The organism is Sutcliffiella cohnii (genome assembly GCF_002250055.1).
GTDB lineage: Bacteria > Bacillota > Bacilli > Bacillales > Bacillaceae_I > Sutcliffiella > Sutcliffiella cohnii.
In genome coordinates, this window is record NZ_CP018866.1 from 2,421,541 (window position 1) to 2,446,834 (window position 25,294).

Genomic DNA, 25,294 nt, shown 5'->3' on the forward strand with positions numbered 1-25,294 from the left:
GTTATACCTCCTCTGCTGCGACCAACACATTATCATTTTCCAAAATATTAGGGTCATCTTCTAATCCAAATGCTACGTTCATTTCTATCCATTTTCTACGCGGTTCTACTTTATCACCCATTAGTGTTGTAACACGGCGTTCTGCTCTTGCAGCATCATCGATACGAACGCGAACTAACGTTCTAGTTTCAGGATTCATCGTCGTATCCCATAATTGATCTGCGTTCATCTCACCTAATCCTTTATAACGTTGTAACGTGTAGCCACGGCCAACCTTATCGATTGTTGCTTGCAATTCTTTTTCTGACCAAGCATATTCAATGACCGATTTTTTTCCAGTGCCCTTACTAACTTTATATAGTGGTGGAAGCGCAATAAATACTTTTCCTGCCTCTATTAACGGTTTCATATAGCGATAAAAGAATGTTAACAGAAGAACTTGAATGTGAGCTCCGTCTGTATCAGCATCCGTCATAATAACAATTTTATCGTAATTAATATCATCGATTGTAAAATCAGCTCCGACTCCACCACCAATTGCATGAATAATCGTATTTATTTCCTCGTTTTTGAAAATATCTGCTAATTTAGCTTTTTCTGTATTTATAACTTTACCTCTTAGTGGTAAAACTGCTTGGAATTTTCGGTCACGCCCTTGTTTTGCAGATCCTCCGGCAGAATCTCCCTCTACTAAATAAAGTTCATTTTTTTGCGGATTACGAGACTGAGCTGGTGTTAGTTTTCCACTTAACAATGTTTCGGAACGTTTACGCTTTTTCCCGCTTCTAGCGTCTTCACGAGCTTTTCTAGCAGCTTCTCTCGCTTGGTATGCTTTTACTGATTTTTTAACAAGCATCGTACTTGTCTCAGGGTTTTCTTCTAAAAAGTAAGCTAAATGTTCAGATACAATGGCATCTACGGCTGATCTAGCTTCACTTGTCCCTAGTTTACCTTTCGTTTGCCCTTCAAACTGAAGTATTTCTTCCGGTATACGGACAGAAACGATTGCACTTAATCCTTCGCGAATGTCCGTGCCATCTAGATTTTTATCTTTTTCTTTTAGCAAGCCTACTTTTCTGGCATATTCGTTTATAATACGTGTCATTGCCGTTTTGGCTCCAACTTCATGCGTACCACCATCTTTAGTACGAACATTGTTAACAAAAGATAAAATCGTTTCGGAATAGCCATCATTAAACTGAAAAGCAAATTCCGCTTCAATCCCATTTTGTTGACCTTCAAAATAAACGACCGGATGTAAACTATCTTTTTCCTCATTTAAATATTCAACAAATGCCTCAATTCCATTTTCATAATGAAAAACTTCTTGTTGATCATGACGTTTGTCAATAAGTTCAATCTTTAAGCCTTTTAGTAAAAAAGCTGATTCTCTTAAACGCTCGCTTAATGTTTCGTAATTATAAGTAGTCGTGCTAAAGATAGTTGTGTCTGGCTTGAAGTGAATAGTAGTCCCTGTTTGTTTCGTAGTTCCTATCTTTTCAAGTGTCGATGTTGGCTTTCCGCCACCTTCGAATGTTTGTTCGTATATATACCCGTCACGCTTAATGGTAACCTTTAACCATTCTGAAAGCGCATTAACAACGGAAGCACCTACACCATGTAGACCTCCGCTCGTTTTATATCCGCCTTGACCAAATTTACCCCCAGCGTGTAAAACCGTTAGAATAACTTCCGGGGTCGGTTTTCCCATTTTATGCATTCCAGTAGGCATACCTCTACCTTTATCCGCAACACTAATGCTATTATCTTTATGTATTGTAACAGTAATTTGATTACCGTGACCTGCTAAAGCCTCATCTACGGAGTTATCTACAATTTCATAGACTAAATGATGTAACCCTCGGCTATCGGTACTACCGATGTACATTCCTGGACGTTTCCTAACAGCTTCTAAACCTTCTAGTACCTGTATGGCATCGTCGTTATATTCAAACTTGTTATTGTTTGCCACAAAAAACATACCCCTTTCAATCTAACAACCATCTACCTATATGTATCGGTAGATATTTCATTTATACAAATATTCGTATTTATATTAACACACATTTATTGCTTGTCTAGCAAGAAAATAGACGAAGGATTAAAATTAGTCTGTTCTTCTTCCCTACAGACATACGTACTGACTAGCAAAACATTCGCTTGTTTTCTTCTAATAAAAGAGATAGAAAAGCCCTTGTTTTGTAAACAAGGACGTGAGAGACTTTTATTTGGTTAAAGCATGCTCTACTTTTATACAACGGTCCATAATGACTGTATAACCTGCTTCTTTTAAGAAGTGGTACGCTTCTTCATTTACTAAACCTAATTGTGCCCAAAAAATGTCTGCATCAATGTTAACAAATTCTTTCGCGACATCCATTAAATGCTCTGATCGTCTGAACACGTTAACGATATCCACATGTCCTTCGATTTCAGCAAGTGAGGAAACTGCCTTCACTCCGAGTACTTCGTCAACAGTAGGATTAACAGGGATTATTTCGTAACCTGCGTCCTGCATCGCTTTTGATACCATGTAAGAAGTTCTCTCTGGATTGTTAGATAAGCCAACTACCGCTATTCTTTTACTCTTTTTTAATAGTTGTCCAATTTCTTCTCTACTAGGGATTTCAATGCTCATGAAAATCGCTCCTTTTAAACCATCTTACTTATATATACTTGTTATTGTCTCATAAATATATTCAAGATAAAAGTCTAATCTCCATTTGAATCTGAAACAACTTCAATGTGCTGACTATTTTTAGACATTACTTCCCATGCAGAATCGTTTGCAAATACCCTACTCCAAGTAGCCATTCCTGCTAATTGGTATTGATGAACAAGCTGAACTCTTTTCGCTAACGACGTTTCATCTTCTAGCCACATTTTATACGTTGCATTTTCTTCTTCATTTACAAATTCTACATAATTTTGTTTTGTTTTCTCTTCATAATTAGGAGTTAATTCATTTTCCTCTATCCACTCGTTTGCAGCATCCATACTAAGAGCACGTGATGTAACTTGAATGTTCCCATTTTCCGTTACTTCCTCTTTCCAAAGTCTCGTATACAGTGGAATACCTAAAATAAGGCGATCATGTGGTACGACCTTTAATAAAGTTTTTAAATTGCTTTCCACCCACGGTAAGCTTGCTACGCTTCCTGCAACTGGGGAAGTACCCCAATGTTCATCGTAAGCCATTACAATTAAATAATCGACTAGTTCTGCAAGCTCCTCCCGTTCATAAAATAGGGACCAAGTAGGACTAGTAGAAATAAACGTTATGTCCATAGACACAACTAGCCCTGCTCTATGAAAATAAGGAACTGCTTCACGAACAAATTGCGTAATGAATGGTCCGTCCTCTAAGCGAACGTTTTCTATGTCCAAATTAATTCCATCCAAGTCATACATATCACTATACTGCAGTAATTGGCGAATCATTTTTTGTCTCTTTTCGAAACTACTGAATACTTCATGAGTCATATCTAAATCTTGAAAATCATTAGCAAACAAAGCCCATATTTGATATCCTTCTTCCTTTGCCCAATTCACATATTCTAAAGAACCTAAATTAGAAATATCGCCTTCTTCATTTTGAATATGAAACCAAGTTGGAGAAACTATATTGACCCCAGGCATGTTAGGAAGTTTTGATGTGTCTGGGTTATAACTATAAACAGCCTCCCAAGTTAATTGAATAGGCCATGGTAATTGAACTCGATTCGTATCAATTTTTTCCTCTTTTTGCTCTGCTACATATTGTTGATACGTTATTTCAATAACTTCTTTTTTAACATAACCAGCAATTCCATTTGATTGCCGAACGAAATAATAACCATCTTTTTCACTTTCTATAATTACTTCTTCTCCTTGTTGTAATTCACTTGTATATGGTGATTGTAAGGAAGGTTCATTTCTTAAATATTTTAAGTGCTCTTTACTCGGTAATGTTTTACCTAAAACAAGTATATCACTCGTATCTCTCACCATAATAATTCCTGTAGATGTATTTCTATTAATTTCTTTGTCATAAAGATCTAATAGAGGTTCGACAGTCACATATATTTCATTATCTTCACTAATAATTGTAGGGACTTGAAATGAAAATGGTTCTTCGTTTAAAAAATAGTTTAAAGAGTTTATTGGAAACTGAAAAACTTTGTCTTTCGTTGTAATAATTACTGATTTACTTTGCTCATCATAAACAGACGTTCTATCAATGTGTTCCATAAAAAAAGAGATAGGAAAGTAGATTACGTCTTCTTGAATTAATGCTTCTTTTTCATATATTTTCCCTTTATAAATAATTGGATTTGTTAAGTCGGTATATTGCAGCTTTTCATTAGATGGAAAAGGAAAAAGAGAAATAATTGTAATAATAACAGTACAAGCAAATAAGATTCCTACTATACCTATTGTTTTTAAACTTTTGTTTTTTTCTTTTGTTTTTACATCATGCATCATGTTAGATTCCTCCCCTATTACATTTTAAAGGAGGTTCCACAAAATTAGTATAGCTTTCTCGAAATTGTATAAAATCGGTAGTTTAGATTGCAAAAACTTCTTTGCTTTTTTTCAAATTTGACATATATTAAAATTAAGCTATACATAAAGGAGTTTTGGAATGATTGAAATTATTATTGTTATAATACTTGCTTATTTACTTGGTTCCATTCCATCCGCCTTAATTGTCGGTAAAGTTGGTTATGGCATCGATATTCGAGAACACGGAAGCGGAAATTTAGGTGGAACTAATACTTTTAGAACACTCGGAGTGAAAGCAGGATTAATTGTTACCATTGCAGATATTTTAAAAGGTACGTTAGCAACTGCACTCCCTATCATTTTTGCTGCTGACGTACATCCTTTACTAGTAGGTTCGTTCGCTGTTGTTGGACATGTATATCCTATTTTCGCAAAATTTAAGGGTGGGAAAGCAGTAGCAACTTCAGGTGGTGTATTACTCTTTTACTCACCATTATTATTCGTCATTATGCTTGCTTGCTTTTTCTTATGTCTTTATTTAACGAAATACGTTTCATTATCTTCTATGATTACAGCAGTTGTTGCAACCCTATACAGCTTGTTTCAAGGAGATGGTGCCTTAATTATAGTTGTGTCCATTCTTTCAGCATTCGTCATTTTTAAGCATAGGGCAAACATTAAAAGAATAGCGAATAAGACAGAACCTAAAATAAAATGGCTTTAACCTAAAGTAAATAAGCTTGTAGCGCAAATTATTATGCTAGAAAGGCTTCCTTTACGGGAAGCCTTTTTTCGTGTCTTTATTTAATATAATTATCTAAAAACTCTAGTATTGTTTTATACACTGTTATTTCATTTTCCTTTTTTGTGAAACCATGCCCTTCATCTTCTAATACTAAATATTGAACATCTCTACCTTTTTCTTTTAATGCTTCCACAATTTGATCTGACTCTGCCTTTACTACCCGTGGATCGTTTGCTCCTTGAATAATAAGCATCGGTTGTGTCATTGTATCTAAATACGTAATTGGAGAATCAACGGTTAAGCGCTCTTTATCCTCTACTGGATCACCGACCCATTGCTTCATTGCAGGCTTCCAATGTTCTGGTACTGACTCAATAAATGAAAATAAATTACTTACACCAAAGATATCAATAACTGCTTTAAAGTATTCTGGGTGTCGCCCGTGTAATAATAGTGCCATGTAACCACCATAGCTTCCACCCATTAATAGGATTTTATCTCGTTGTGCATATCCATTTTCAATTAACCACTCTAATCCTTGAATGTTATCTAGTCTTGGACCATGTCCCCAATCTCCTTCTACCATTTTCATAAACGATAGGCCGTAGCCAGATGATCCTCTGAAGTTTGGTGCAAATATACTGTACCCACGGTGTATTAAGTATTGGAAATAAGATCGGAAAAATTTACGTTCCGACGCTTGTGGACCACCGTGTGGCCATAGGATAACATGACCATTGGAGACCTCTTCTCTTGCACGGAAAAACAATGATTCTATTTCCAATCCATCATAAGAAGGATACTTTAATACTTCTGGATCACATAACTCCTCTTCTGTAACTCCAGGAACATTGAAATTTGTCAACCGCTCCCATTCACTAGCATTTAATTTTTTTCTAAATATATTAAATGGTTTAATAGCCGTACGTCCTAATAAATAAACAGTCCCACTCTTTGCTACGACTACTTTATCAACGATGTCTACTGGTATGTCCACTTTTGCTAGCATTTCAGACTCGAGGTCATAACTGTATAGCTCGTCTTCTACACCTACTGTTGAAGTTAAGTATAATAAGTTTCTATCCTTATCTAACTTTATTGCCTCAAAATCTAGATGATCTTCATGCGTTAGACGTGTAAAAATTCCTGTTTCCATATCATACTTAGCTAAATAACTAAAATCGTCATCATAGTTAGTTGATAAATAGATAGTGTTATTAGAAGCAAAAACGATGTCACTAACGGTATGTTGTTTTTCTGTTTGAGGTGTTATTTGCTTTACTGATTCCCCATCTACTAAATACGCTAACGTATATGTATTAGCAAAATGTTTAATTACTAATTTTTTTTGGCCATCTTTTGAAACGTCTGCTAAATACGTAGGAGCAATTTCTCCTTCTAAAAGCAACGATTCTTCTTCCGTATCCACATCATATTTGTAGGCATTTAAGTATGTTGGGTTATTTTTTGTGCTTGTATAGTATAGCGTCTTACCATCCTCAGAAAAAATAGGATTCATATGTCTACTTTCCGCCTCATAACGAACTTTTTTTAGCTCGCCTCCATTGTTCGGTAGCGCATATAATTGGGTTAATTCATTTCCGTCATCATCGAAGCTTGCCAAAATATAAGATCCATCTTTGCTATACTGAAGGCTATGACAGCTTTGGTTATGAAATGTTAATTGATACGGGAATTGACTCGGTAAATCCATTGCCCATAAGTTGTAATGACCTGTAAAATTACTACTAAACACTAACTGTGATTCGTCTGGACTTACTGCGAAGTTTTGAATAAAATATACACGAAAAAACTGCTCAACACTAGGCTTGTTAAATTTCATTGTTTCATCCTCCTTTTTCGTTCCATTTCTTATTTCGATATTCGAATTATTATCACCTTCTACTATTTAAAATTTTTCGACTTTTTTTTTCAAAAGGTTCACCATTTATAGGTAAAATGTATTATAGTGAGATATATGTAACATATTAGCTAAAAAAGGGGAAATACATCTTGAAGAACAATTGGAGATTCATTTTACCTGTTCTTATTTTTTTATTATTAGGTAGCGCTTTATTATCTTATATTTTTTATCAACAATCAGCTTCAAGTACAGTACCATCATCGAACGAACCTCAAATCGTTCACACACACGGTGCTAAATCGGTTGTATCGTTCGATAGAACTGTTACAACCGAAGTAACACTTTCTGCTGTAGGAGACTTACTTATACATGATTCTGTTTATCATACTGCCGAAACAGCAGATGGATATGATTTTAAACCAATGATAAACCCTGTTAAACAATATTTGATGGAAACGGACATTTCCATCGCGAATCAGGAAACAATTATCGGAGGAACGGAAATTGGGCTTTCTAACTATCCTTCTTTTAATAGCCCTTTTGAAGTTGCTGACGCCTTATTAGACGCAGGTATCGATATAGTGAGTATTGCTAATAACCATACGTTAGATCGTGGGGAACGTGCTATCATGAACGCAATAGGGCATTACGAAAAAATCGGGATGCAATATACTGGCGGTTATAAAGATGAAGAAGATCGTGATACTTTAAGAACGATAACTAAAAATGGATTAGTCTTTTCATTTCTTTCCTATACATATGGAACAAATGGAATTCCTATACCACAAGGAAAAGACTATTTAGTTAATCTTATTGACCGCGAAAGAATAGAAGGAGATATTGCACATGCACGGGAACATTCCGACATTGTCATTGTAAGTATGCATTGGGGAGTTGAATATGTTTTATATCCAAATCAGGAGCAAGAAAGTCTTGCCCAATTTTTAGCGGATGCTGGTGCAGATATTGTCATTGGCCATCACCCTCATGTATTACAGCCAATGCAATTTATAGAGAAAAAAGATGGCGGAAAAATGTTTGTTGTGTACTCATTAGGTAATTTCTTATCTGCACAAGTAGGGAATTATAAAGACATTGGTGGAATTGTTCAGTTACGTATTGCAAAAACAATCGATAAGGACAGTTCTAGTGTTAATATCGAAGTGGATCAATTTATTCCTACGTATGTGTCTCAATTACGCTCGGCAAAGTATCATATTGTTACATTATCAGATGCTGGCGACTACGGTTTTTCTAACGCGGCAGCTAAAAATAACGAAATGATGGACCATATGTTCCAATGGATTAATGATGGACAATAAAATAAAAAAAGGTAGCTAATTAGCTACCTTTTTTTAGGTATGTTTACGAATAATAAAATTATTATGTAAACTAACTTTTTACAAGTTTTTGCTTATAAACAGACTGAGTAAAATCGGTTGTTAGTGGCTTTTGTTCATACAGTATTATTTCACCTTCAGAAGTATATTGAAATGAATGTTCTATAACTTTGTCCCCATGTAAAATATCATTAATAAAATATTTTATGTTTGATACAGCTTCTTCTGATTCATTTAGCCAGTTTATACTTTTCCAAGCCAGCTTACCCTCTGGCCCTTCTATTAAATCACCATGAACCCCATTTCCAACAAATACATACATACCACCTTCGTTATTCCATGTCACGATACCTCGAAAAGAAACGTTTTTTACCTCTAATCCGGTTTCTTCTACAATTTCCCGTTTAATACTTTCATAAGGTGTCTCGTCCTTTTCTATTTTTCCCCCTACACCATTCCATTTAAATTGATTTGGTGCTTTGTTTCGGTATAAGAGTAAGAGTTGCCCGTTTTTTTCGATAAAGCAAATCGTGTAACGTAAAATCATTCTACTTCCTCCGGTTTTTTTTTTGGTTTTCTATTTATTATTTATATATAATAATAATAAGTCCTTGTTTAGGTACAAGAAGGGAGTTTATTTAAAATGCAAATTAAATTAGAAAAAGAAGCTTTTGATTGGTATAAAGAAGAATTAGACCTTCATACAGGTGATTCCCTCCGATTTCACGTTCGTTATGGTGGCTGTAGTAACATTCAAAAAGGTTTTTCCCTGGGAATTGAGAAAGAAAAACCTGAAAGTCCTATTGCAAAAGTAGAAATAGATGGGATTACTTTTTATGTAGAAGAAAAAGAGGCATGGTATTTCGAAGGGCACGACCTCGTTATTTCTTACGATTCAAAATTAGATGAACCTGTATTTAATTATGAGTAATAGATGGAGGTGATGTTGTAGATACAACATCACCTCTCCTTGTTAATAAACTTATTGTATTGTTCCCATTGATGTTCAGCTTGTAATATCTCTAGTTGTTTTTCTCCAATAAGATCAAAATGAGGATATTGTTGGCGATTATGTATCCATTCTTTTCGCAAATCGTACTTTTTCCCCCAATCAACTAATTTTTCTACATTGGAACAACCTACTTTTGTTACAGTAGTAATTCCTTCAAACTTTGGGTGAATCCAATAATGAGTTAAAAAAGCAATCTCTCCATTACGTACTTTTGATTTCCACTCATTTAATTCGTCTTTTTTTATTCCAAAAGCCATTTAGTATTTCCCCTTATTTTTTTGCTTGCTCATAAGCTGCGTGCCACTCTGGATACACTTTTCGAATAATGATAGGTCTGAACGTATCTTTTTTTACGCATACATGTGAGGAGGTTCCAGTTAGCGCAGTTTCTCCTGTTGGAGTAAATATTTCATAACCATAAACGACTCTAAATCCATCATATTGGTCAATCCATGTTTTAATAGTGGCCATTTCTCCGTAGCGTAAAGGTTTTTTATAAGAAACTTGAATATCGATAACTGGGGAAATAATTCCATCCTCCTCCATCGCTGCATACGAAAATCCTAAATCCTTTATTATTTGTGTTCTTCCTAACTCCATCCAAACTAAATAATTCGCGTGATAAACGACCCCCATTTGATCTGTCTCTGCATATCTTACTTCTATTTCCTTTGTAGAAACTAACATTACTTTATACCCCTAACTTCATTGTTTTATTTTTCTATCATATCACATTTTGGAAAATAGCTTCACTAAATAACTCTATATCCAACATGTTGCAAAAGAACAAAAGCGGAGACGGCTCGTTCTGGCCCGACAAGAAAGGTGCGGCGCTGCAGGTGGACGCTCTTTGTCCACCGGAAGTGACTGACTTATGTCTCGAGGGCCTTTTCCAAAGGAGCTAGACGTAGCAACACAAAGTTAGTAGTTATCCACAACTTTCCACTTTTATAATTTCCTAAACGACAAGGAAAAAGCAATCGGTACATAACCGATTGCTTTTGTTTTAGGACTGGTATCCGTTTTCTCTTGCTGCTGCTTCGTCTTTTATTTCTTCCCTCATAGCAGCTATACTCTCTTCACGTCGATGGTTTTTCGCTTCAATATTAGCTTTTTCTTCACTACTAGCATATGCTAAAGTCTCATGAGATTCTTCAATATTTTCTATTGTGTTTTGAACCATGCTTTGCAGCTTTTCTACATTATCGCTTCGATCATCTGGTTTTGGTTGGTTATGACGTGTCATCTTTCATTCCTCCTTAAATATAAGTACTACAGATATATTTTCTACCTAATAAAAATCAATATCACATGTAAAACTTGCCTATTGTATTTTTCCACTTAGTAACTAATACAGAAAAAAGTCCTGCTACATATAACAGGACTTCATACAATGTTATTCTCCTTTTGTTTGGATAACTTGGGCATGCTGGCCAGATTTATCTTGCATTTGTTTTCCTTTATTTCCACCAGCACTTCTTGGTTGTGTACCTAAATGATTCGGTACGAAATGTTCACTATTTTTTTTGTAGTGTTTGCTTTTACTCATTTATATCTCCTCCTATACGTAGCATCCGTCATAAGGGGAGAGAGTAAACGAAGAAAAATTTAGTAAAACTATTCTACCTTCTTCAAAATCTTTTCTTCTAATCGCGCTTCAATTTTTTGAAGAGCTTCTTCATCTTGTAACAACTGCTTTTTATTTTCAAGAACTAGCTCCTCAAATGAACGTTTTTTGAATTTTCCCATAATATCACCTACTTATTACTATTGTAATAGTATTAATGTCCAATAAACTTCAAAATTATGATAACTTTTCGAAAAATTAATTAAAATTTGATGAGAAAACTTAAAATCTTCGTAAAAACACAAAAAAAAGCCGGGGAATGGTATTTTTTCCATTCCTCCGACTAGATGTATTTTACACTATTTTATTTTATTGACATAATTATCTAACATACTATACGTTAATGGCCCTTCATGTCGTGCAGAAATAACACCCTCTTCATTGATAAAAAAAGTAGCTGGCATGTTTAGCACTTCATAATAGGCGAATATTCGATTCTCATCTAAGAGAATTGGATATGTGAATTGACCTGCTTCTACAAATTTTTCTACATTTTCTAACGTATCAGAAGATGTTATATTTACAGCTAAAATTTCTACTTCATCTTTGTAATCCTCATAATAAAGCTGCATCTCTGGCATTTCATCTTTACAAGGACCACACCATGTTGCCCAGAAGTTTACAATCACTTTCTTTCCTCTGTAATCAGATAATTTTACTTGGTCCCCAGACAAGACTGCGAGATCAAAATCATATGCTTGATCACCAACTGACGCTCCAACGTTAGGATCCTTTTCAGCAAATACTTGCACTAAGGCAACACCAACTAAACATAAAAGTAAGCCCACAGCCAATAATTTTTTAATCAAAACATTCTCATCCTTTTATAATCGTAATTGTATATAACCATTTAAACATACAATGTCACCGTTTCCTATCATTTTGCTTGTGTCAATTTTTCAACATTTTCCCTTTACACATTTACATTTTCAACCTAAAAAACACGAACAACTCCTAGGAATTGTCCGTGTTTTCATTTTATGTGTAGCGCTCGCGCTTTTGTTCTTATGCTTTTAATTTATCACGAAGTACCATTTGAAGGATTCCACCATGACGGTAGTAATCAATTTCCACTTCACTGTCAAAGCGAACTAATGCTTCAAATTCTTTCTTATTTCCTTCTTCATCTGTTGCTACTACTTTAACCATATCACGTGGTTTTACAGACTCATCTACATGTACCTCAAAAGTTTCTTTACCATTTAAGCCTAAAACTTCAGCATTGTCACCGTCTTTAAACTGTAATGGTAAAACACCCATTAGTACTAAGTTACTGCGGTGGATACGCTCGAAACTTTCTGCAATAACTGTTTTAATACCTAGTAGGTTTGTACCTTTTGCAGCCCAGTCACGAGAACTTCCCATCCCGTAATCTTTACCAGCGATAACCATTAGACCAGTACCATCTTGCTTATATTTCATACAAGCATCATAAATAGACATTACTTCACCAGTTGGTAAGTAAGTAGTCCATCCACCTTCTGTTCCTGGAGCAATTTGATTCCGAATACGAATGTTTGCAAACGTACCACGCATCATTACTTCATGGTTACCACGACGAGAACCGTAAGAGTTAAAGTCGCGAGGTTCTACTCCGTTAGCTTGTAAGTAACGACCCGCAGGAGTATCTTTACCGATAGAACCAGCAGGTGAAATGTGGTCTGTCGTTACAGAATCCGCAAATTTACCTACAACACGTAAATTAGATAACGGCTCAACTGTCCCAGCTTCTGGAGATAGCCCTTCAAAGAATGGAGGGTTTTGGATGTACGTTGAGTTATCGTCCCAAGTATATAAAGCTTCGTCAGACGTTTCGATTGCGTTCCAACGCTCATTATCATCAAATACTTTATCATATTCTTTACGGAATAACTCCGGAGTAACAGTTGTTTTCACAAGTTCTTTAACTTCGTCCATAGAAGGCCAGATATCTTTAAAGAAAACGTCTTGACCATCTTTTCCTTTACCAATAACATCATTTTGTAGATCAATATCTACCGTACCTGCTAAAGCATATGCAACTACTAAAGGTGGTGATGCTAAGTAGTTTCCTTTTACAAGTGGGTGAATACGTCCCTCAAAGTTACGGTTTCCAGATAATACTGAAGTAACTAATAGGTCATTTTTAGCAATCGCTTCTTCAATTTCATCTGCTAACGGACCAGAGTTACCGATACACGTCGCACAACCGTAACCAACGATATTAAATCCTAATTGATCTAAATATGGTTGAAGTCCTGATTCAGCTAAGTAACCAGTTACTACTTTTGATCCAGGTGCTAAAGATGTTTTAACGAAAGAAGGAACTTCAATACCTAACTCTACTGCTTTTTTCGCAACTAAACCAGCTGCAATTAAGACATAAGGGTTCGATGTATTTGTACAAGAAGTGATAGAAGCAATAGCGATAGAACCAGTCTTCATCGTAGTTTTATCACCAGATGCTAATGTAATTTCCACTTCTTTACTAATGTCTGTCTCCGTTAATCCATAACCTTGGTTACCTTGAGGTGCAACAAGTGCGTTACGGAATGTATCCTTCATCATAGATAGTGGCACAAGGTCTTGTGGACGTTTTGGTCCAGATAGGTTAGGCTCGATTTCTGCTAAGTTAATTTCTACCACTTCTGTATAAATTGGATTAGCATCAGTTGTAAAGAATAAGCCGTTTGCTTTACAATATTCTTCCACTATTTTGATTTGCTCTTCGTCACGACCAGTTAAACGTAAATAGTCTAGTGCTTCTTCATCAACTGGGAAGAAACCACAAGTTGCTCCATATTCTGGTGCCATGTTTGCAATTGTAGCACGGTCAGCTAACGGAAGTTCTGGAACACCAGGACCGAAGAACTCAACAAATTTACCTACAACCCCATGTGCACGTAACACTTGAGTTACTTTTAACGCTAAGTCAGTTGCAGTAGTACCGTTCGGTAAAGCTCCTGTCAATTTAACACCAATTACTTCAGGAACCGGGAAGTAAGAAGGTTGACCAAGCATACCAGCTTCTGCTTCGATACCACCTACACCCCATCCAAGAACACCAATACCATTAATCATCGTAGTATGGGAGTCTGTTCCAACAAGTGTGTCAGGGAATGCTACTAATTCGCCGTCTTGCTCAACAGCATGAACAACGTTCGCTAAATATTCTAAGTTAACTTGGTGAACAATTCCTGTTGCAGGTGGAACTGCACGATAGTTATCAAACGATTTTTTTGCCCAACTTAAAAATTTATAACGTTCTGCATTACGTTCAAACTCTAACTTCATGTTGAAATCTAATGCATCAGCAGTTCCAGCTCTATCAATTTGAACAGAGTGGTCAATAACTAAATCAACAGGGATTTCAGGATTAATTTTATCAGGATTTCCACCTAAATCTGCCATTGCTTTACGTAAAGAAGCTAAATCAACCACAGCTGGAACACCTGTGAAATCTTGAAGAATTACACGTGATGGTTTAAATGGAACGTCGATTTCCTTTAATTCATTCGTTCCCCATTTTGCTAAATTTTCTACATGCTCTTTCGTAATAACACGACCATCTACTTGACGTAAAACAGATTCTAAAAGAACTTTAATAGAATATGGTAGTTGAGAAACATTACCGATATTCGCTTCTTCTAACGCTTTTAAATTGTAGTAATGGTACGTTTTACCGTTCACATCAAAGGATGCACGAGCGTTAAAAACATCATGATTCGCCATATGTATTACCCCCTAGTGTTCATAGATTAGTAAGTATAGTAGAAAGAAATGCTCCATCTAACTATACATTGAAATAGCTTTCATTTTTCGAGCTATTTCTCCCAATAATTTACCTTACGATATTATCTTAATACAACATTTAACATAAGTAAATAACAATAAAGTTATTAATTACTATAAGAAACACTTATAGTTCGAAATTTTGAAACAATACATGTACGAAAGGCATTAGAAGATAATAAAAGTGGAGGTGAATACGATGGGAAAAAGAAAAGCTAATCATGTTATTCCTGGTATGAATGCTGCTTCTGCACAAGGCAAAGGTGCAGGTTATAACGAAGAATTTTCAAACGAACCTCTAACAGAGGAACAAAAACAAAATAATAAAAAGCGTAAAAAGAATCAATAAGTTTTTCCATATTATATAACATGAAAAAGGGCTGTCCTATATCGGGACAGCTCTTTTTTCATTTATTCATGTGCCTCATTTATTAATTGTTGTAAGTCTTCTTGAAATTGTGCTAGTTGATCTCTTTGCGTTTCAGATGCTACCTCAAGAGCGTTATTAATTTGCTCCATAGCTTCATTCACTTCGTTTTGTAACCTTTTAAAATGCTGACCATAATCTGGATCATTTTTTACTATTTCATGATAAACATCTTTTGCTTGTTCTACACCTTGTTGCGCTGCTTGAAATGCTTGTTGTTTGTCTTTATGATACGGCATATTTTTTCTCCTTTATAATGAATATCTGTCATTTATACTTCCCATAAAGAATTAAACTATGCCACTATAAAGAATAAATTTGGCTTAATATCAGATAATAGGAATCAAAGGAGGGAAACAAAATGAATAAAAATGATGGAAAAGATATGCGTAAAAATGCTCCTAAAGGGAACAATCCTGGGCAACCGGAACCTTTAAGTGGTTCCAAAAAAGTGAAGAATAGAAACCATACAAGGCAAAAAAACAACCCACACCACGGTATGTAATATAAAATAAAGAAGTAATTCCTCCTTCTATAAGCGATGAAAGAGGAATTACTTTAAAATAACAAGAAAGTTGATTAATCACTCTTGGTCCGCAACTTCTGACACGGAATCTTCATTTATCGTCAGAGATCTACTTTTTCTTGAAACATTGACCATACTACACTTAGTATGTGTATTTATATAGTCTCCAGAGTTACTACCTCCTGCACCTACAATTCCGTCCTCTATTGAAATTGGTGCAACTTTAAAAATGTTACCAAAATTAATAATTCCACCTTCTACGTTTTCAATAACTATTTGATTTATCAAACAGGCCATTTTCATCACATCCCTTACGATAAAATATGAAAGGAACAAAAGCTTGTATAGGTATGTGACTATCTTATTTCATAAAATCGTCTTAAATATATCTCCCACTTTTCCATATCAAGTTTTTTTAAGCAATTATGTTGCATATATTCTTTTTTCCATTGGCGCTTCTTCTGTTCTACTTTATTTGCTTGAATGCTACTTTCATTTAATATTTGTGCACGTAATAAGTTAATTTTAGACTGGTCATCAGATTGAAAGGTCCAAACCTTTAGTTGTCTTATTGTTCTTCTAACAAAATTAAATACCGGAATTATTAATAGTAACGCTAGGAAGAAATAAATAACTTTGTTTAATAAGTAAAAAACTATAACAGTAATAGAAACGATAAGCATGTGACTGAAAATAGAAAGTTTATTTAATACTATTCGCTGTTGTGCTTCTTTTTCATTTGATAATTTATCCATTTTACAATGAACACAATATAATGATATATACTCCCCGTCCGTTAGCCGTTCTGAAAGCTTCTTTTTATGCTTAGTACAATATAATTCCAAATGATCTATCCTCCAAGGAAATGGTTATTTTGATTATAACGGAAAAACTGTGCTCGATACAACGAAATTACCTATGTTTAAAACAGGAGTAACGCGAGAAAAGATTGATGAAACTTTAAACAAAAAACACCTCTATCCATAAAGGATAAAGGCGTTCCCTATTAGAAAGAGGAAATAGGAATGTGTAAGGAGTAATCAATGGTTATGCAGGAAACCTTGGTACTTCCTCCTTTCTCTATTAATCTATTAATTTTTTTCTATTTTGATACAACGTTTGTCTCAATTTATTAAATTTGTACTTTCAACTAACTTTACATATTTATCGATCTTTTTGAAAAAAATAATAGAAAAGGAGGAAAAAAATGTCATCATTTACAAATGATTATTTACTAGAGTTATTTCTAGATCATCTAGATGTGCCCGAGGATTATCCTTTGCAGCTCGATGAGTTTTATTGGTTATATCGGCAATTTGAAAGCATGGTTGTTAATAACAACTTCTTTCCTTGGTCTTATTAAAAACATGAAAAAGGGCGCTAAATTGATGCGCCTTAATCTTTATACATCGTTAAATCTTTCGTACGATAGCTTTCTGGCGTACTAATAGAAATTAATTGATCTTGTGTCATTTTATTTTTAATACGGTCAGCTAAACGTTCTCCATAACGCTTCGTTAAGTCGGCTGGATGAATATTGGACGTAAAAATAATACTTTTTCCTTGTCGTTGATTTAAAATAGAATATAACGTTTGGTCAACCCATTCGCTAATTCGTTCCACTCCTAAATCATCTAGTATTAACACGTCTACTTCTGCGACTGCTTTCATAAATTTACTCTCGGAATATCCTGCATCTTTTTCCCAGGAAGCTACAATTGTATCCATTAATTTAGGAACGTCAAAAAACATTGCCGTAAGGCTAGCGTCTTTTATTAATTTATAAAGGCCCACCGCTAAATGAGTTTTACCTCTTCCAGTACGACCATAATAGTATAAATTTTCACTTCCAGTAAATCGATCAATATAATCAAGCGTTCTTTCTAGTGCCTCTGCTTGACTTTCATAATTCACTTGAAAGTTTTCAAGTGTTGCATTTTCTAATTCATGTGGGATAATACAGAACTGTTCAAAGAACTTTAATCGTTTTTGCTTTTCAGCCTCTAGCGTTTCATTAGCAAGCCTACAATCACACTCATTCTCTATTACTTGCCATTGCCCTTTATTTTCCCCACCTAAAATTTGCATTTTCACTCTTTTAACTTCTCGATTACATTTAGGGCATATTTTTGAAGATAAAACTTCCATTTTCCCCATGTTACCAATTAAGTTACCTATTTTTTGCATGACTTACACCTCCAAGGCAACTAATTTTATTTGATATCCAATTATAAATAAAACGGTTATCTAGTGCAATTATAAACTTTTTATGTATAATAAAACAAGGATGTTAAAATCAACGGAGGGAAAAAGAAATGCTTAATGGTTGGTTTTTATGGTTTATTTTATTTTGGGTCGTCACTATGATTGGCCTTTTAGCAATCGGTGGCTTTTTTATGTTTCGGAAATTTTTGAAAAGAATGCCAAAAGAGGATGGAATGTCAGAACTAGATTGGCAAGATTATTATATAAAGAAAACAAAGCATTTATGGCCGACAGACTTAAAATTATTACTTGAAGAACTAGTTGAACCTGTTCCAGAACTTTTTAGAGATATTGCTAGACAAAAAATCGCTGGGAAGATTGGCGAATTAGCATACAATGAAAAGGCCAAAAAGATTACGAAGGATCATGTTATTAAAGGATACATAATTGCAACTCCTAAGAGAGATCACAAATTTTTAGTGAAAAAATTAAACGAACAAAACATCGATATTACACCGTATAAGCAATATTTTCCACAATAAGGACCTAATAGTAGGTCCTTATTGTGTTTCTATAAGGGCAACTTAATGAGAAACATTATGTAAGCTTCTTTCTAATTTCTTATATTTTAAAAGCATTGCTATTCTCCATGGGACAATCATTCCAAAAGCTAGTATCCAAAACATTCCTGCTAATTCTCCAATATCAAAATGGGCACTAAATACTATTTTAGCTACGATCCTAATAGCTAACAACCCTAGCAATATAAAAAGAAAAGCCTTCGATCTTTTCATGAAGATTTGATCATTTTTAATTTCAAAATTTGATGTTTTAATAAGAAAGATAGAAAAAATGAATCCTACTAATAAAGCCTCTATTATTTGTAAAGGTGCCACTCGAAATGGGGGAAATAAAAACATTAGTGCGCCTGTACTCATAAAAAAAGGTGGAAGTATAATTTTTTTCACACTAGAAGGTCTATTAGCTAATTTTAATCTTAAAAAATAAACGGCTATTGCCATTAATATAGCTAAGGTTGTTGGTAATATCGTTGTCATGTCGTTCACCTAAACTTTCTGTTATGTAACAATTATCATAAACAAAAAAAGAAAAAAAAGATACCATCTACTATTAGAAATATAGATGGTAGTTGTATTGTGTTGTTATTGTCCAAGTACACGCTTCACAGCTTCTATTACACGATATTCATCGAACGGTTTAACAATGAAATCTTTGGCACCGGCTTCTATTGCTTCTACTATTAATTTTTGTTGCCCTAAAGCGGAACACATAATGATTTTTGCATCTGAATCTTCTTTTATAATAGCACGTACTGCTTCAATTCCATTCATATGAGGCATTGTAATATCCATCGTAACGAGATCCGGCTTTAACTCTCGATATAGTTTAATAGCTTGCTCGCCATCCGTACCTTCACCCACAACATTATATTTCCCTTTCGTTAAAATGTTAGTAAGAGTTAATCTCATAAATTTCGCATCATCAACAACTAACACATTCGACACTGTAGAAGTTCCCCCTATGCAACAACAAAAAATTAAAAACCAGTGAAACCACCTGTAATTCTTGTAAAGAAGACGATGATTTGCGTCATCATATCAAAAAACAGCATAATACCTACGATAATCATAATCGTTCCACCGAATTTCATAATTTTCACATGATGCTTTCGAATCCAATTCAATCTTCCTATAAAGAAAGATAATATAAAGAAAGGTATAGCAAAACCGAGTGAATAGAAAATCATGTAAATCATACCAGACCCTGGATTTGATGCAGCAAGTGATAAAACTGCTACTAATATTGGTCCAGTACACGGAGTCCAACCAGCTGCAAACGCTAATCCAATTAATGTACTACCAAAATAGCCAGAAGGACGGTTTTTGAAACTAAACTTTTTATCCTTCATTAGGAATTTCGGTTGAAAAACTCCTAGAATGACAAATCCTAAGAATATGATTAATATCGCTCCAATTTGGCGAATTAGCGCATTATATTCTCTAAAAAATTGGCCAAAGAATGAAGTACTATATCCTAGCGCAACGAAGATTAAACAAAATCCTAGTAAGAAAAATAACGTATGTAAAATACTCCTTTTTTGAAGCATACCTTTTTCTTCTTTAATATCACTAACTGACATTCCTGTTATGTACGATAAAAATGCAGGATATATAGGAAGCGTACACGGTGAAATAAACGATAAAAATCCAGCTCCAAACGCTAGAAATAAATTTATGTCAACAGTAGAATCACCAGTCATTTTTTTCCCTCCTTGTAAACAACTATTACTATCTTATCAAATTATATAGATTTTATCGCCTACTAAGTATTTAAATTTTTTGACAAACTAATGACATACTATTAAAAATTGGTATAAATATGGAATAAATAGTTTTAATTATTTCCAATTATTTAGTATAATAATATTACCTAAAGAGGGAAAGGAACTAGAACATTGACAAACAAAGATGAAATGCTACTTACCTTAATTGAAAACAAACGTTCCGAGCTGCTAGAAGTAGTCAAAAAAAAGGGAATGTCCTCGTCCACTACGTTAAAAATTAGTCAAGAGCTAGACTCTCTTCTAAACCAATACAATCAATTTGTTATTACTAAATAAAACCGATAAAATGTTTCAAATTATAAATAAAAGGGAACTGTTACTTTTCGTATACAGCTCCCTTCTTTATTTTACAGAGTAATCTACAAATGATTGTTTTATCTAGTTGTAGATAAACTGATATTTATTGATTTCCTACTACAGTTTTTAAATTTTCTGCATTTCCATTTTGTAATAAATACATTTTATAATATAAACCTTCCTTGCTTAATAATTGTTGATGTGTACCTCTTTCCACTATTTCACCTTGGTGTAACACTAAAATTTGGTCTGCATCTTGAATAGTAGATAAACGGTGAGCAATGGCGATCGTCGTTCTTCCTTTTCTCATTTTTTCAAGAGCAACTTGAATTGCATCCTCTGTTTCCGTATCAATATTAGCTGTTGCTTCATCTAGCACTAGAATTTTAGGTTGAGTTGCAATAGTTCTAGCGAAAGCAATGAGTTGACGTTGCCCGCTTGATAATGTCGACCCTCTTTCCACTACTAGCTCTTCATATTTTTGTGGTAATTTTTCTATAAAATGATTTGCTTGCACAAAAGAAGCTGCTTGCTCCATTTCCTCATCCGTTATATTTAAATTATGCAATCGGATATTATGCTTGATCGTACCGTAAAATAAAAATGGATCCTGTAAAACTAATCCCATTTTATGACGAAGCTCTTCATCATTTATTTCTTTAATAGAAGAACCATCGATTAAGATGTCACCTTTTTCTATCGAATAAAACCTCATTAACAGATTTATAATAGAACTTTTTCCGCTTCCAGTATGTCCAACAAGGGCAATCGTTTCACCTGGATTCGCCGTAAATGAAATGTTTTTTAATACATCTCGTTTCCCATCATAAGAAAACGTTACATTTTTAAACTCAATTTTTCCATCGGTTATTCCATTATGTTCTGTCCCTATTTTAGTTGGTGCCAGCTCTGTTTCATCTAACACTTCAAAAACTCGGGATGCAGAAACAATTGCTTGTTGGTATAAGGACAATCTCATCATCATGTCATTTACTGGTTCAAAGAAACGACCGAGATAGTTAACAAAAGCGTATAAAACACCTAATTCTATCGGACTATTCAACGAGTTAAAACCAAAGAAACTTAATACTAGCATAAGAGCAAAAATGTAAACTAGATCAATTGCAGGACGTAACAATAATCCGTCTAATTTAATATTTTTTAATCCAGCTTGATAATGCCCTTCATTAATATCTTCAAATTCTTTTCTCAAACGTTTCTCTTGTCGGAATACTTGAATGATGGACATACCTTGTAAACTTTCATTCAGTTTCGCATTCAATTGACTTAACCTCTCCCGTAAATCTGCATAGTAACGGGAGCTAAAATGACGATACGTTGCCATGATGGAAAATATTATCGGAATAATCAATAAACAAAACAGCGCTAATTGTACATTCAAGTAAAACATTGCAATGAAAATACCTAGTAGCAATACAATGTTTTGTACAAAAGTGGATATAACACTTACAAACATATCTTTAATTGCTTCTGTATCATTCGTAACACGGGAAACAATACTTCCACCCGGTGTTTTATCAAAAAACTTTAAACCTAGCTTCTGTACTTTTGAAAAAACATCAATACGTAGCTCTTGAATGATATTCAAGGAGATTTCTTGAAACTTTAATAGTTGGAAATATTGAAAAACTACTTTAGCGATATGAACACTAATATAAACAATTGCTAACGTTGCAATTGGTCCCGTTTCAATATTTCTTGGCTGTAAATAATCATCAATAAAGATTTGTATTAATAATGGTCCTACAATTTCTCCTAAAGTAGCAAATAATAATAACGAAAAAGCGATAACAAATTGTTTCTTATGATTAGATCCATACGACAAAAGCCTCTTTAATACCGCTCTTTGCTCTTTCGCTGATATAGATTGATTATTCATCGAATTAACCTCCATGCTCTACAAGAGATTCTAGCTGTTGGCGATGGTACATATCTTTATACCATCCTTCTTCTTTCATTAACTCATCATGTGTACCTATTTGGACGATTTTTCCTTCATCTAGAACTAAAATGATGTTCGCATGTTGTATCGCGCTTAATCGATGAGAAGTAATGATAGTCGTTTTACCTAGCCGCTCTCTTTTTAATGCACTTAAGATGGTTTCTTCCGTTTTTGCATCTACCGCCGAGAGTGAATCATCTAATATTAATATTTCCGGATTCATTAAAAGTGCTCTTGCAATAGAAATTCTTTGCTTTTGACCTCCTGATAAAGAGACTCCTCTTTCTCCTACTATCGTTTCGTACCCTTCTGTAAACTGTACAATGTCTTCATGTATATTAGCTAATTTTGCTGCATTGATAATATCGTTATAAGATGCAGTCGGCACCGCAAATGAAATATTATCACTTACTGTAGAAGAAAAAAGGAAATGATCTTGCGGTACATAACCAATAGCCTGCCTCAAATAATCTAATTGAAAATATTTAATCGACTGATTGCCGATCGTTATTTCTCCATCATATCCATCAAATTCTCTAATTAATAATTTTAAAAGGGTTGTTTTACCGCTTCCCGTTTTCCCAACGATACCTAACGTTTCACCTTGTCGAAGTTGGAAATGTATATTTTCTAAAACAACTTCCTTCTTTGTAGGATAATAAAAATCTTTAAGGTTGTATTCTATATCCCCTGTCGGAATAGTTGCTTTTGCATCTTTAATGTCTTCAATATCTACTTCTTCTTTTAATAATGCCGTTACTCGATCATAGGAAGCTCTTCCACGCTCTACAATATTGAATAGCCAGCCGAAAGCTAACATTGGCCATACTAATAGTCCTAAATAGGTCGTAAATGCTACTAGCTGTCCTATTGTCATTTCTTCATTTACTACAAAATAAGATCCAAAGGAAACAGCTAAAAAGAAAGAAATTCCAACGATTAGTCCGATTGTTGGATCGAACAAAGAATCAATTTTCGCGACTGTAATATTTTTCTTCACAACATCATTAGACTGTTTTTCAAATTCTTCAATATCTTCCTTCTCTTGTCCAAACGTTTTAATTACTTTTATTCCATTTACACTTTCTTGAACTTTATCATTCAAACTAGAAAATGCAGCCTGTGCTTTATGAAAAGTTTTATGTAAAAGTGTTCCATAATAATTAGTAGATATCGCCATGAATGGTAATGGTATTAAACAGATTAAAGTGAGTTTCCAACTAATGGTTGTTGCCATTGCAATAATAACAAACCCACCAGTCATAACAGAATCGACTAATGTTAGTACTCCTGCCCCGGCAGTTTGTTGAATGGCTTGAATGTCATTTGTTGAATGCGCCATTAAATCTCCAACTCTTTTCCGTTGATAAAAGTTGGGAGACATTTTTGTAAAATGTTTATATAAATTGTTCCGTAATAACCGCGCTAATCGGACGGATGCACCAAAAATCATTATTCTCCATAAATATCGTAGTCCGTAAACTACTAATGCAGAAATTAATAAGATTAGCATTAATTGAACGAGTAAAGTTGTTGTAACTTGCCCGTCAGCAATAAAATCAACTGTTTTCCCTACTATCATCGGCGGTACAAGTTCTAATAAAGCTACAAATGCTAAAAGAATTACTCCAAAAGCATACGCTTTTTTCTCTGATTTAAAGAACCACCATAAATCTTTAAAAACGCTCATCATTTCTCCCCCAGATGTTCTTTTTCACTCATAATATTTTAGCAAATTTTCTAATTTTTAGAAACAAATATTTTTCTTAGAAGATTCGAGATCATTTTTACAAAAAAAGAAAAAGCACCCATAACGGATGCTTGTCCTCTATTATTTCATTTGGTTGTTCATTGCTTTCATCATTTGAGTAATTTTCTTCTGTGAAGGCTTCATACCCATTTGCATCATCATTACTTTTAACATTTGCTCGTTGATTGGTGGGTTTTTCTTTAAGTAAGTCATCATATACTTACGTGCGATGAAAAATCCAAGAGCAACACCTGCAATAAGTGCAAGAACAATTAATAGTATCCAAATCCAAGTGTTCATCTTGCTATTTCCTCCTTAAAACATGTCTACCAATGTAGTTTACTAAACAAATTTATATTATACAACATCTCCCTTTCATTTTCTAAATTTATTTATTTTTTTCCTATGTTCTATTAGTAATATAATGCGATTGATAGTATAATCTTTTATACAAAATTTCTTTGTTTAATTGGTTGAAGCCAACCGTAACGCTCCGCCTTTATATCAATCGCTAAATAGTATGGGGCATCTTTACGAATCACTTCAAATAAAATGGATTCTGCTTCAAAGGAGCCCGTTGCGGATAATTCAATATAATTTTCGTATAAAGATAATTTTGCGCTTGATTTAACTTTAGGGATCCATATTGTATGCTCATGTCCTTTAAAAGCATAGTCTTTCCGCTTACTTAACGTTTGTTTCAATAATTGGGATAATGAGTATTCTTGGATTGGTAAAGTTATATATTCGATTTGTTTTTTTATTATTGGTTGCAAGTTTTTGCTTTGCTCATATTCTTGAAAAAGTTGAAATAGCTTATACTCTTGTCCAACGTAATATTCCACAATCTCTTCTTTCATTAAATAAATGGTATATTGTCTCATTTGGCCCACTCCTATTTCTATTTCACTCTATTA

General features: G+C 34.2%; 31 protein-coding genes. 8 read left to right on the plus strand and 23 right to left on the minus strand.

Annotation, left to right across the window (positions count from 1 at the left end):
• Nucleotide 1 precedes the first annotated feature (1 nt).
• From parE to BC6307_RS12035, 3 genes are all read right to left on the minus strand, one after another.
• A complete protein-coding gene (gene parE / locus BC6307_RS12025) occupies nt 2–1,972 on the minus strand; it encodes a DNA topoisomerase IV subunit B (protein WP_169714885.1) in 1,971 nt (656 codons plus the stop codon).
• A 252-nt stretch (nt 1,973–2,224) separates the two neighbouring features.
• Nucleotides 2,225–2,638 (minus strand): CoA-binding protein, encoded by a 414-nt coding sequence (locus BC6307_RS12030; protein ID WP_066411091.1) that lies wholly within the window; start codon nt 2,636–2,638, stop codon nt 2,225–2,227.
• 74 nt (nt 2,639–2,712) lie between these two features.
• A complete protein-coding gene (locus BC6307_RS12035; protein ID WP_235858034.1) occupies nt 2,713–4,464 on the minus strand; it encodes a glycosyl hydrolase family 18 protein in 1,752 nt (583 codons plus the stop codon).
• 160 nt (nt 4,465–4,624) lie between these two features.
• Here BC6307_RS12035 and plsY point away from each other — a divergent pair, with 160 nt between their 5' ends.
• Entirely contained in the window at nt 4,625–5,209 is a 585-nt protein-coding gene (gene plsY, locus BC6307_RS12040; RefSeq protein ID WP_084380097.1) for a glycerol-3-phosphate 1-O-acyltransferase PlsY, read from the plus strand.
• Nucleotides 5,210–5,285: 76 nt separating this feature from the next.
• Here plsY and BC6307_RS12045 read toward each other — a convergent pair whose 3' ends face one another.
• Nucleotides 5,286–7,073, minus strand: coding sequence for a S9 family peptidase (locus BC6307_RS12045; RefSeq protein WP_066411096.1), 1,788 nt, complete (start codon nt 7,071–7,073; stop codon nt 5,286–5,288).
• Between the two features lie 170 nt (nt 7,074–7,243).
• Here BC6307_RS12045 and BC6307_RS12050 point away from each other — a divergent pair, with 170 nt between their 5' ends.
• Nucleotides 7,244–8,416: a CapA family protein gene (locus BC6307_RS12050; protein WP_066411097.1), complete on the plus strand. Its 1,173-nt coding sequence runs from the start codon at nt 7,244–7,246 to the stop codon at nt 8,414–8,416.
• Between the two features lie 70 nt (nt 8,417–8,486).
• Here the strand turns inward: BC6307_RS12050 and BC6307_RS12055 are convergent, their stop codons facing one another.
• Nucleotides 8,487–8,981: an NUDIX hydrolase gene (locus BC6307_RS12055; protein ID WP_066411098.1), complete on the minus strand. Its 495-nt coding sequence runs from the start codon at nt 8,979–8,981 to the stop codon at nt 8,487–8,489.
• Nucleotides 8,982–9,077: 96 nt separating this feature from the next.
• Between BC6307_RS12055 and BC6307_RS12060 the strand changes: the two genes are divergently transcribed.
• Nucleotides 9,078–9,365, plus strand: coding sequence for a HesB/YadR/YfhF family protein (locus tag BC6307_RS12060; protein ID WP_066411099.1), 288 nt, complete (start codon nt 9,078–9,080; stop codon nt 9,363–9,365).
• A gap of 29 nt (nt 9,366–9,394) precedes the next feature.
• On the opposite strand, the gene BC6307_RS12065 is transcribed toward BC6307_RS12060, so the two are convergent.
• From BC6307_RS12065 to acnA, 7 genes are all read right to left on the minus strand, one after another.
• Nucleotides 9,395–9,703 carry a hypothetical protein gene (locus BC6307_RS12065; protein WP_066411100.1) on the minus strand — a complete coding sequence of 103 codons (309 nt, stop codon included), beginning with the start codon at nt 9,701–9,703 and terminating at the stop codon, nt 9,395–9,397.
• A gap of 13 nt (nt 9,704–9,716) precedes the next feature.
• Complete coding sequence (locus BC6307_RS12070; protein ID WP_066411101.1) at nt 9,717–10,133, minus strand: acyl-CoA thioesterase; 417 nt, start codon at nt 10,131–10,133, stop codon at nt 9,717–9,719.
• Nucleotides 10,134–10,452: 319 nt separating this feature from the next.
• Nucleotides 10,453–10,692: a small acid-soluble spore protein Tlp gene (tlp, locus tag BC6307_RS12075; protein WP_066416599.1), complete on the minus strand. Its 240-nt coding sequence runs from the start codon at nt 10,690–10,692 to the stop codon at nt 10,453–10,455.
• Nucleotides 10,693–10,842: 150 nt separating this feature from the next.
• Complete coding sequence (locus tag BC6307_RS12080; RefSeq protein WP_066416596.1) at nt 10,843–10,995, minus strand: acid-soluble spore protein N; 153 nt, start codon at nt 10,993–10,995, stop codon at nt 10,843–10,845.
• Nucleotides 10,996–11,063: 68 nt separating this feature from the next.
• Nucleotides 11,064–11,195, minus strand: a complete 132-nt coding sequence (locus BC6307_RS12085; RefSeq protein WP_084380451.1) for an FbpB family small basic protein — start codon at nt 11,193–11,195, stop codon at nt 11,064–11,066.
• Nucleotides 11,196–11,372: 177 nt separating this feature from the next.
• Complete coding sequence (locus tag BC6307_RS12090; protein WP_066416593.1) at nt 11,373–11,882, minus strand: redoxin domain-containing protein; 510 nt, start codon at nt 11,880–11,882, stop codon at nt 11,373–11,375.
• Nucleotides 11,883–12,078: 196 nt separating this feature from the next.
• On the minus strand, nt 12,079–14,784 hold the full coding sequence (gene acnA, locus BC6307_RS12095; RefSeq protein ID WP_066416591.1) for an aconitate hydratase AcnA: 2,706 nt from the start codon (nt 14,782–14,784) through the stop codon (nt 12,079–12,081).
• Between the two features lie 259 nt (nt 14,785–15,043).
• On the opposite strand from acnA, the gene sspO reads away from it, so the two are divergent.
• Nucleotides 15,044–15,193 carry a small acid-soluble spore protein SspO gene (gene sspO / locus BC6307_RS12100; protein WP_066416589.1) on the plus strand — a complete coding sequence of 50 codons (150 nt, stop codon included), beginning with the start codon at nt 15,044–15,046 and terminating at the stop codon, nt 15,191–15,193.
• 62 nt (nt 15,194–15,255) lie between these two features.
• On the opposite strand, the gene BC6307_RS12105 is transcribed toward sspO, so the two are convergent.
• The gene (locus BC6307_RS12105; RefSeq protein WP_066416587.1) at nt 15,256–15,510 is read right to left on the minus strand and encodes a DUF2524 family protein; all 255 of its coding nucleotides are present in this window, start codon (nt 15,508–15,510) and stop codon (nt 15,256–15,258) included.
• A gap of 122 nt (nt 15,511–15,632) precedes the next feature.
• Between BC6307_RS12105 and BC6307_RS12110 the strand changes: the two genes are divergently transcribed.
• Nucleotides 15,633–15,776, plus strand: a complete 144-nt coding sequence (locus BC6307_RS12110; RefSeq protein ID WP_066416584.1) for a small acid-soluble spore protein P — start codon at nt 15,633–15,635, stop codon at nt 15,774–15,776.
• A 78-nt stretch (nt 15,777–15,854) separates the two neighbouring features.
• Here BC6307_RS12110 and BC6307_RS12115 read toward each other — a convergent pair whose 3' ends face one another.
• Both BC6307_RS12115 and BC6307_RS12120 read right to left on the minus strand, forming a co-directional pair.
• Entirely contained in the window at nt 15,855–16,094 is a 240-nt protein-coding gene (locus tag BC6307_RS12115; RefSeq protein ID WP_066416581.1) for a spore germination protein, read from the minus strand.
• A 59-nt stretch (nt 16,095–16,153) separates the two neighbouring features.
• On the minus strand, nt 16,154–16,642 hold the full coding sequence (locus BC6307_RS12120) for a hypothetical protein (RefSeq protein ID WP_066416580.1): 489 nt from the start codon (nt 16,640–16,642) through the stop codon (nt 16,154–16,156).
• 362 nt (nt 16,643–17,004) lie between these two features.
• Here BC6307_RS12120 and BC6307_RS24805 point away from each other — a divergent pair, with 362 nt between their 5' ends.
• Nucleotides 17,005–17,160 (plus strand): hypothetical protein, encoded by a 156-nt coding sequence (locus BC6307_RS24805; RefSeq protein WP_157076654.1) that lies wholly within the window; start codon nt 17,005–17,007, stop codon nt 17,158–17,160.
• A 32-nt stretch (nt 17,161–17,192) separates the two neighbouring features.
• Here BC6307_RS24805 and BC6307_RS12125 read toward each other — a convergent pair whose 3' ends face one another.
• Nucleotides 17,193–17,984, minus strand: a complete 792-nt coding sequence (locus BC6307_RS12125; RefSeq protein WP_066416578.1) for an ATP-binding protein — start codon at nt 17,982–17,984, stop codon at nt 17,193–17,195.
• A gap of 128 nt (nt 17,985–18,112) precedes the next feature.
• On the opposite strand from BC6307_RS12125, the gene BC6307_RS12130 reads away from it, so the two are divergent.
• Nucleotides 18,113–18,544 (plus strand): DUF2621 family protein, encoded by a 432-nt coding sequence (locus tag BC6307_RS12130; RefSeq protein ID WP_066416576.1) that lies wholly within the window; start codon nt 18,113–18,115, stop codon nt 18,542–18,544.
• A gap of 42 nt (nt 18,545–18,586) precedes the next feature.
• On the opposite strand, the gene BC6307_RS12135 is transcribed toward BC6307_RS12130, so the two are convergent.
• From BC6307_RS12135 to BC6307_RS12145, 3 genes are all read right to left on the minus strand, one after another.
• A complete protein-coding gene (locus tag BC6307_RS12135) occupies nt 18,587–19,060 on the minus strand; it encodes a CcdC family protein (protein ID WP_066416575.1) in 474 nt (157 codons plus the stop codon).
• A gap of 105 nt (nt 19,061–19,165) precedes the next feature.
• The gene (locus BC6307_RS12140) at nt 19,166–19,528 is read right to left on the minus strand and encodes a response regulator (protein WP_066416574.1); all 363 of its coding nucleotides are present in this window, start codon (nt 19,526–19,528) and stop codon (nt 19,166–19,168) included.
• A 32-nt stretch (nt 19,529–19,560) separates the two neighbouring features.
• Nucleotides 19,561–20,283 (minus strand): cytochrome c biogenesis CcdA family protein, encoded by a 723-nt coding sequence (locus tag BC6307_RS12145; protein WP_066416571.1) that lies wholly within the window; start codon nt 20,281–20,283, stop codon nt 19,561–19,563.
• A gap of 195 nt (nt 20,284–20,478) precedes the next feature.
• On the opposite strand from BC6307_RS12145, the gene BC6307_RS12150 reads away from it, so the two are divergent.
• Nucleotides 20,479–20,643: an aspartyl-phosphate phosphatase Spo0E family protein gene (locus BC6307_RS12150; protein ID WP_270064430.1), complete on the plus strand. Its 165-nt coding sequence runs from the start codon at nt 20,479–20,481 to the stop codon at nt 20,641–20,643.
• 124 nt (nt 20,644–20,767) lie between these two features.
• Here BC6307_RS12150 and BC6307_RS12155 read toward each other — a convergent pair whose 3' ends face one another.
• From BC6307_RS12155 to sirA, 4 genes are all read right to left on the minus strand, one after another.
• Entirely contained in the window at nt 20,768–22,564 is a 1,797-nt protein-coding gene (locus BC6307_RS12155) for an ABC transporter ATP-binding protein (RefSeq protein WP_066416568.1), read from the minus strand.
• A gap of 4 nt (nt 22,565–22,568) precedes the next feature.
• Nucleotides 22,569–24,317 carry an ABC transporter transmembrane domain-containing protein gene (locus BC6307_RS12160; protein WP_066416566.1) on the minus strand — a complete coding sequence of 583 codons (1,749 nt, stop codon included), beginning with the start codon at nt 24,315–24,317 and terminating at the stop codon, nt 22,569–22,571.
• 141 nt (nt 24,318–24,458) lie between these two features.
• Nucleotides 24,459–24,677: a YneF family protein gene (locus BC6307_RS12165; protein ID WP_066416564.1), complete on the minus strand. Its 219-nt coding sequence runs from the start codon at nt 24,675–24,677 to the stop codon at nt 24,459–24,461.
• Nucleotides 24,678–24,823: 146 nt separating this feature from the next.
• A complete protein-coding gene (gene sirA, locus BC6307_RS12170) occupies nt 24,824–25,261 on the minus strand; it encodes a sporulation inhibitor of replication protein SirA (protein ID WP_066416563.1) in 438 nt (145 codons plus the stop codon).
• Nucleotides 25,262–25,294 lie beyond the last annotated feature (33 nt).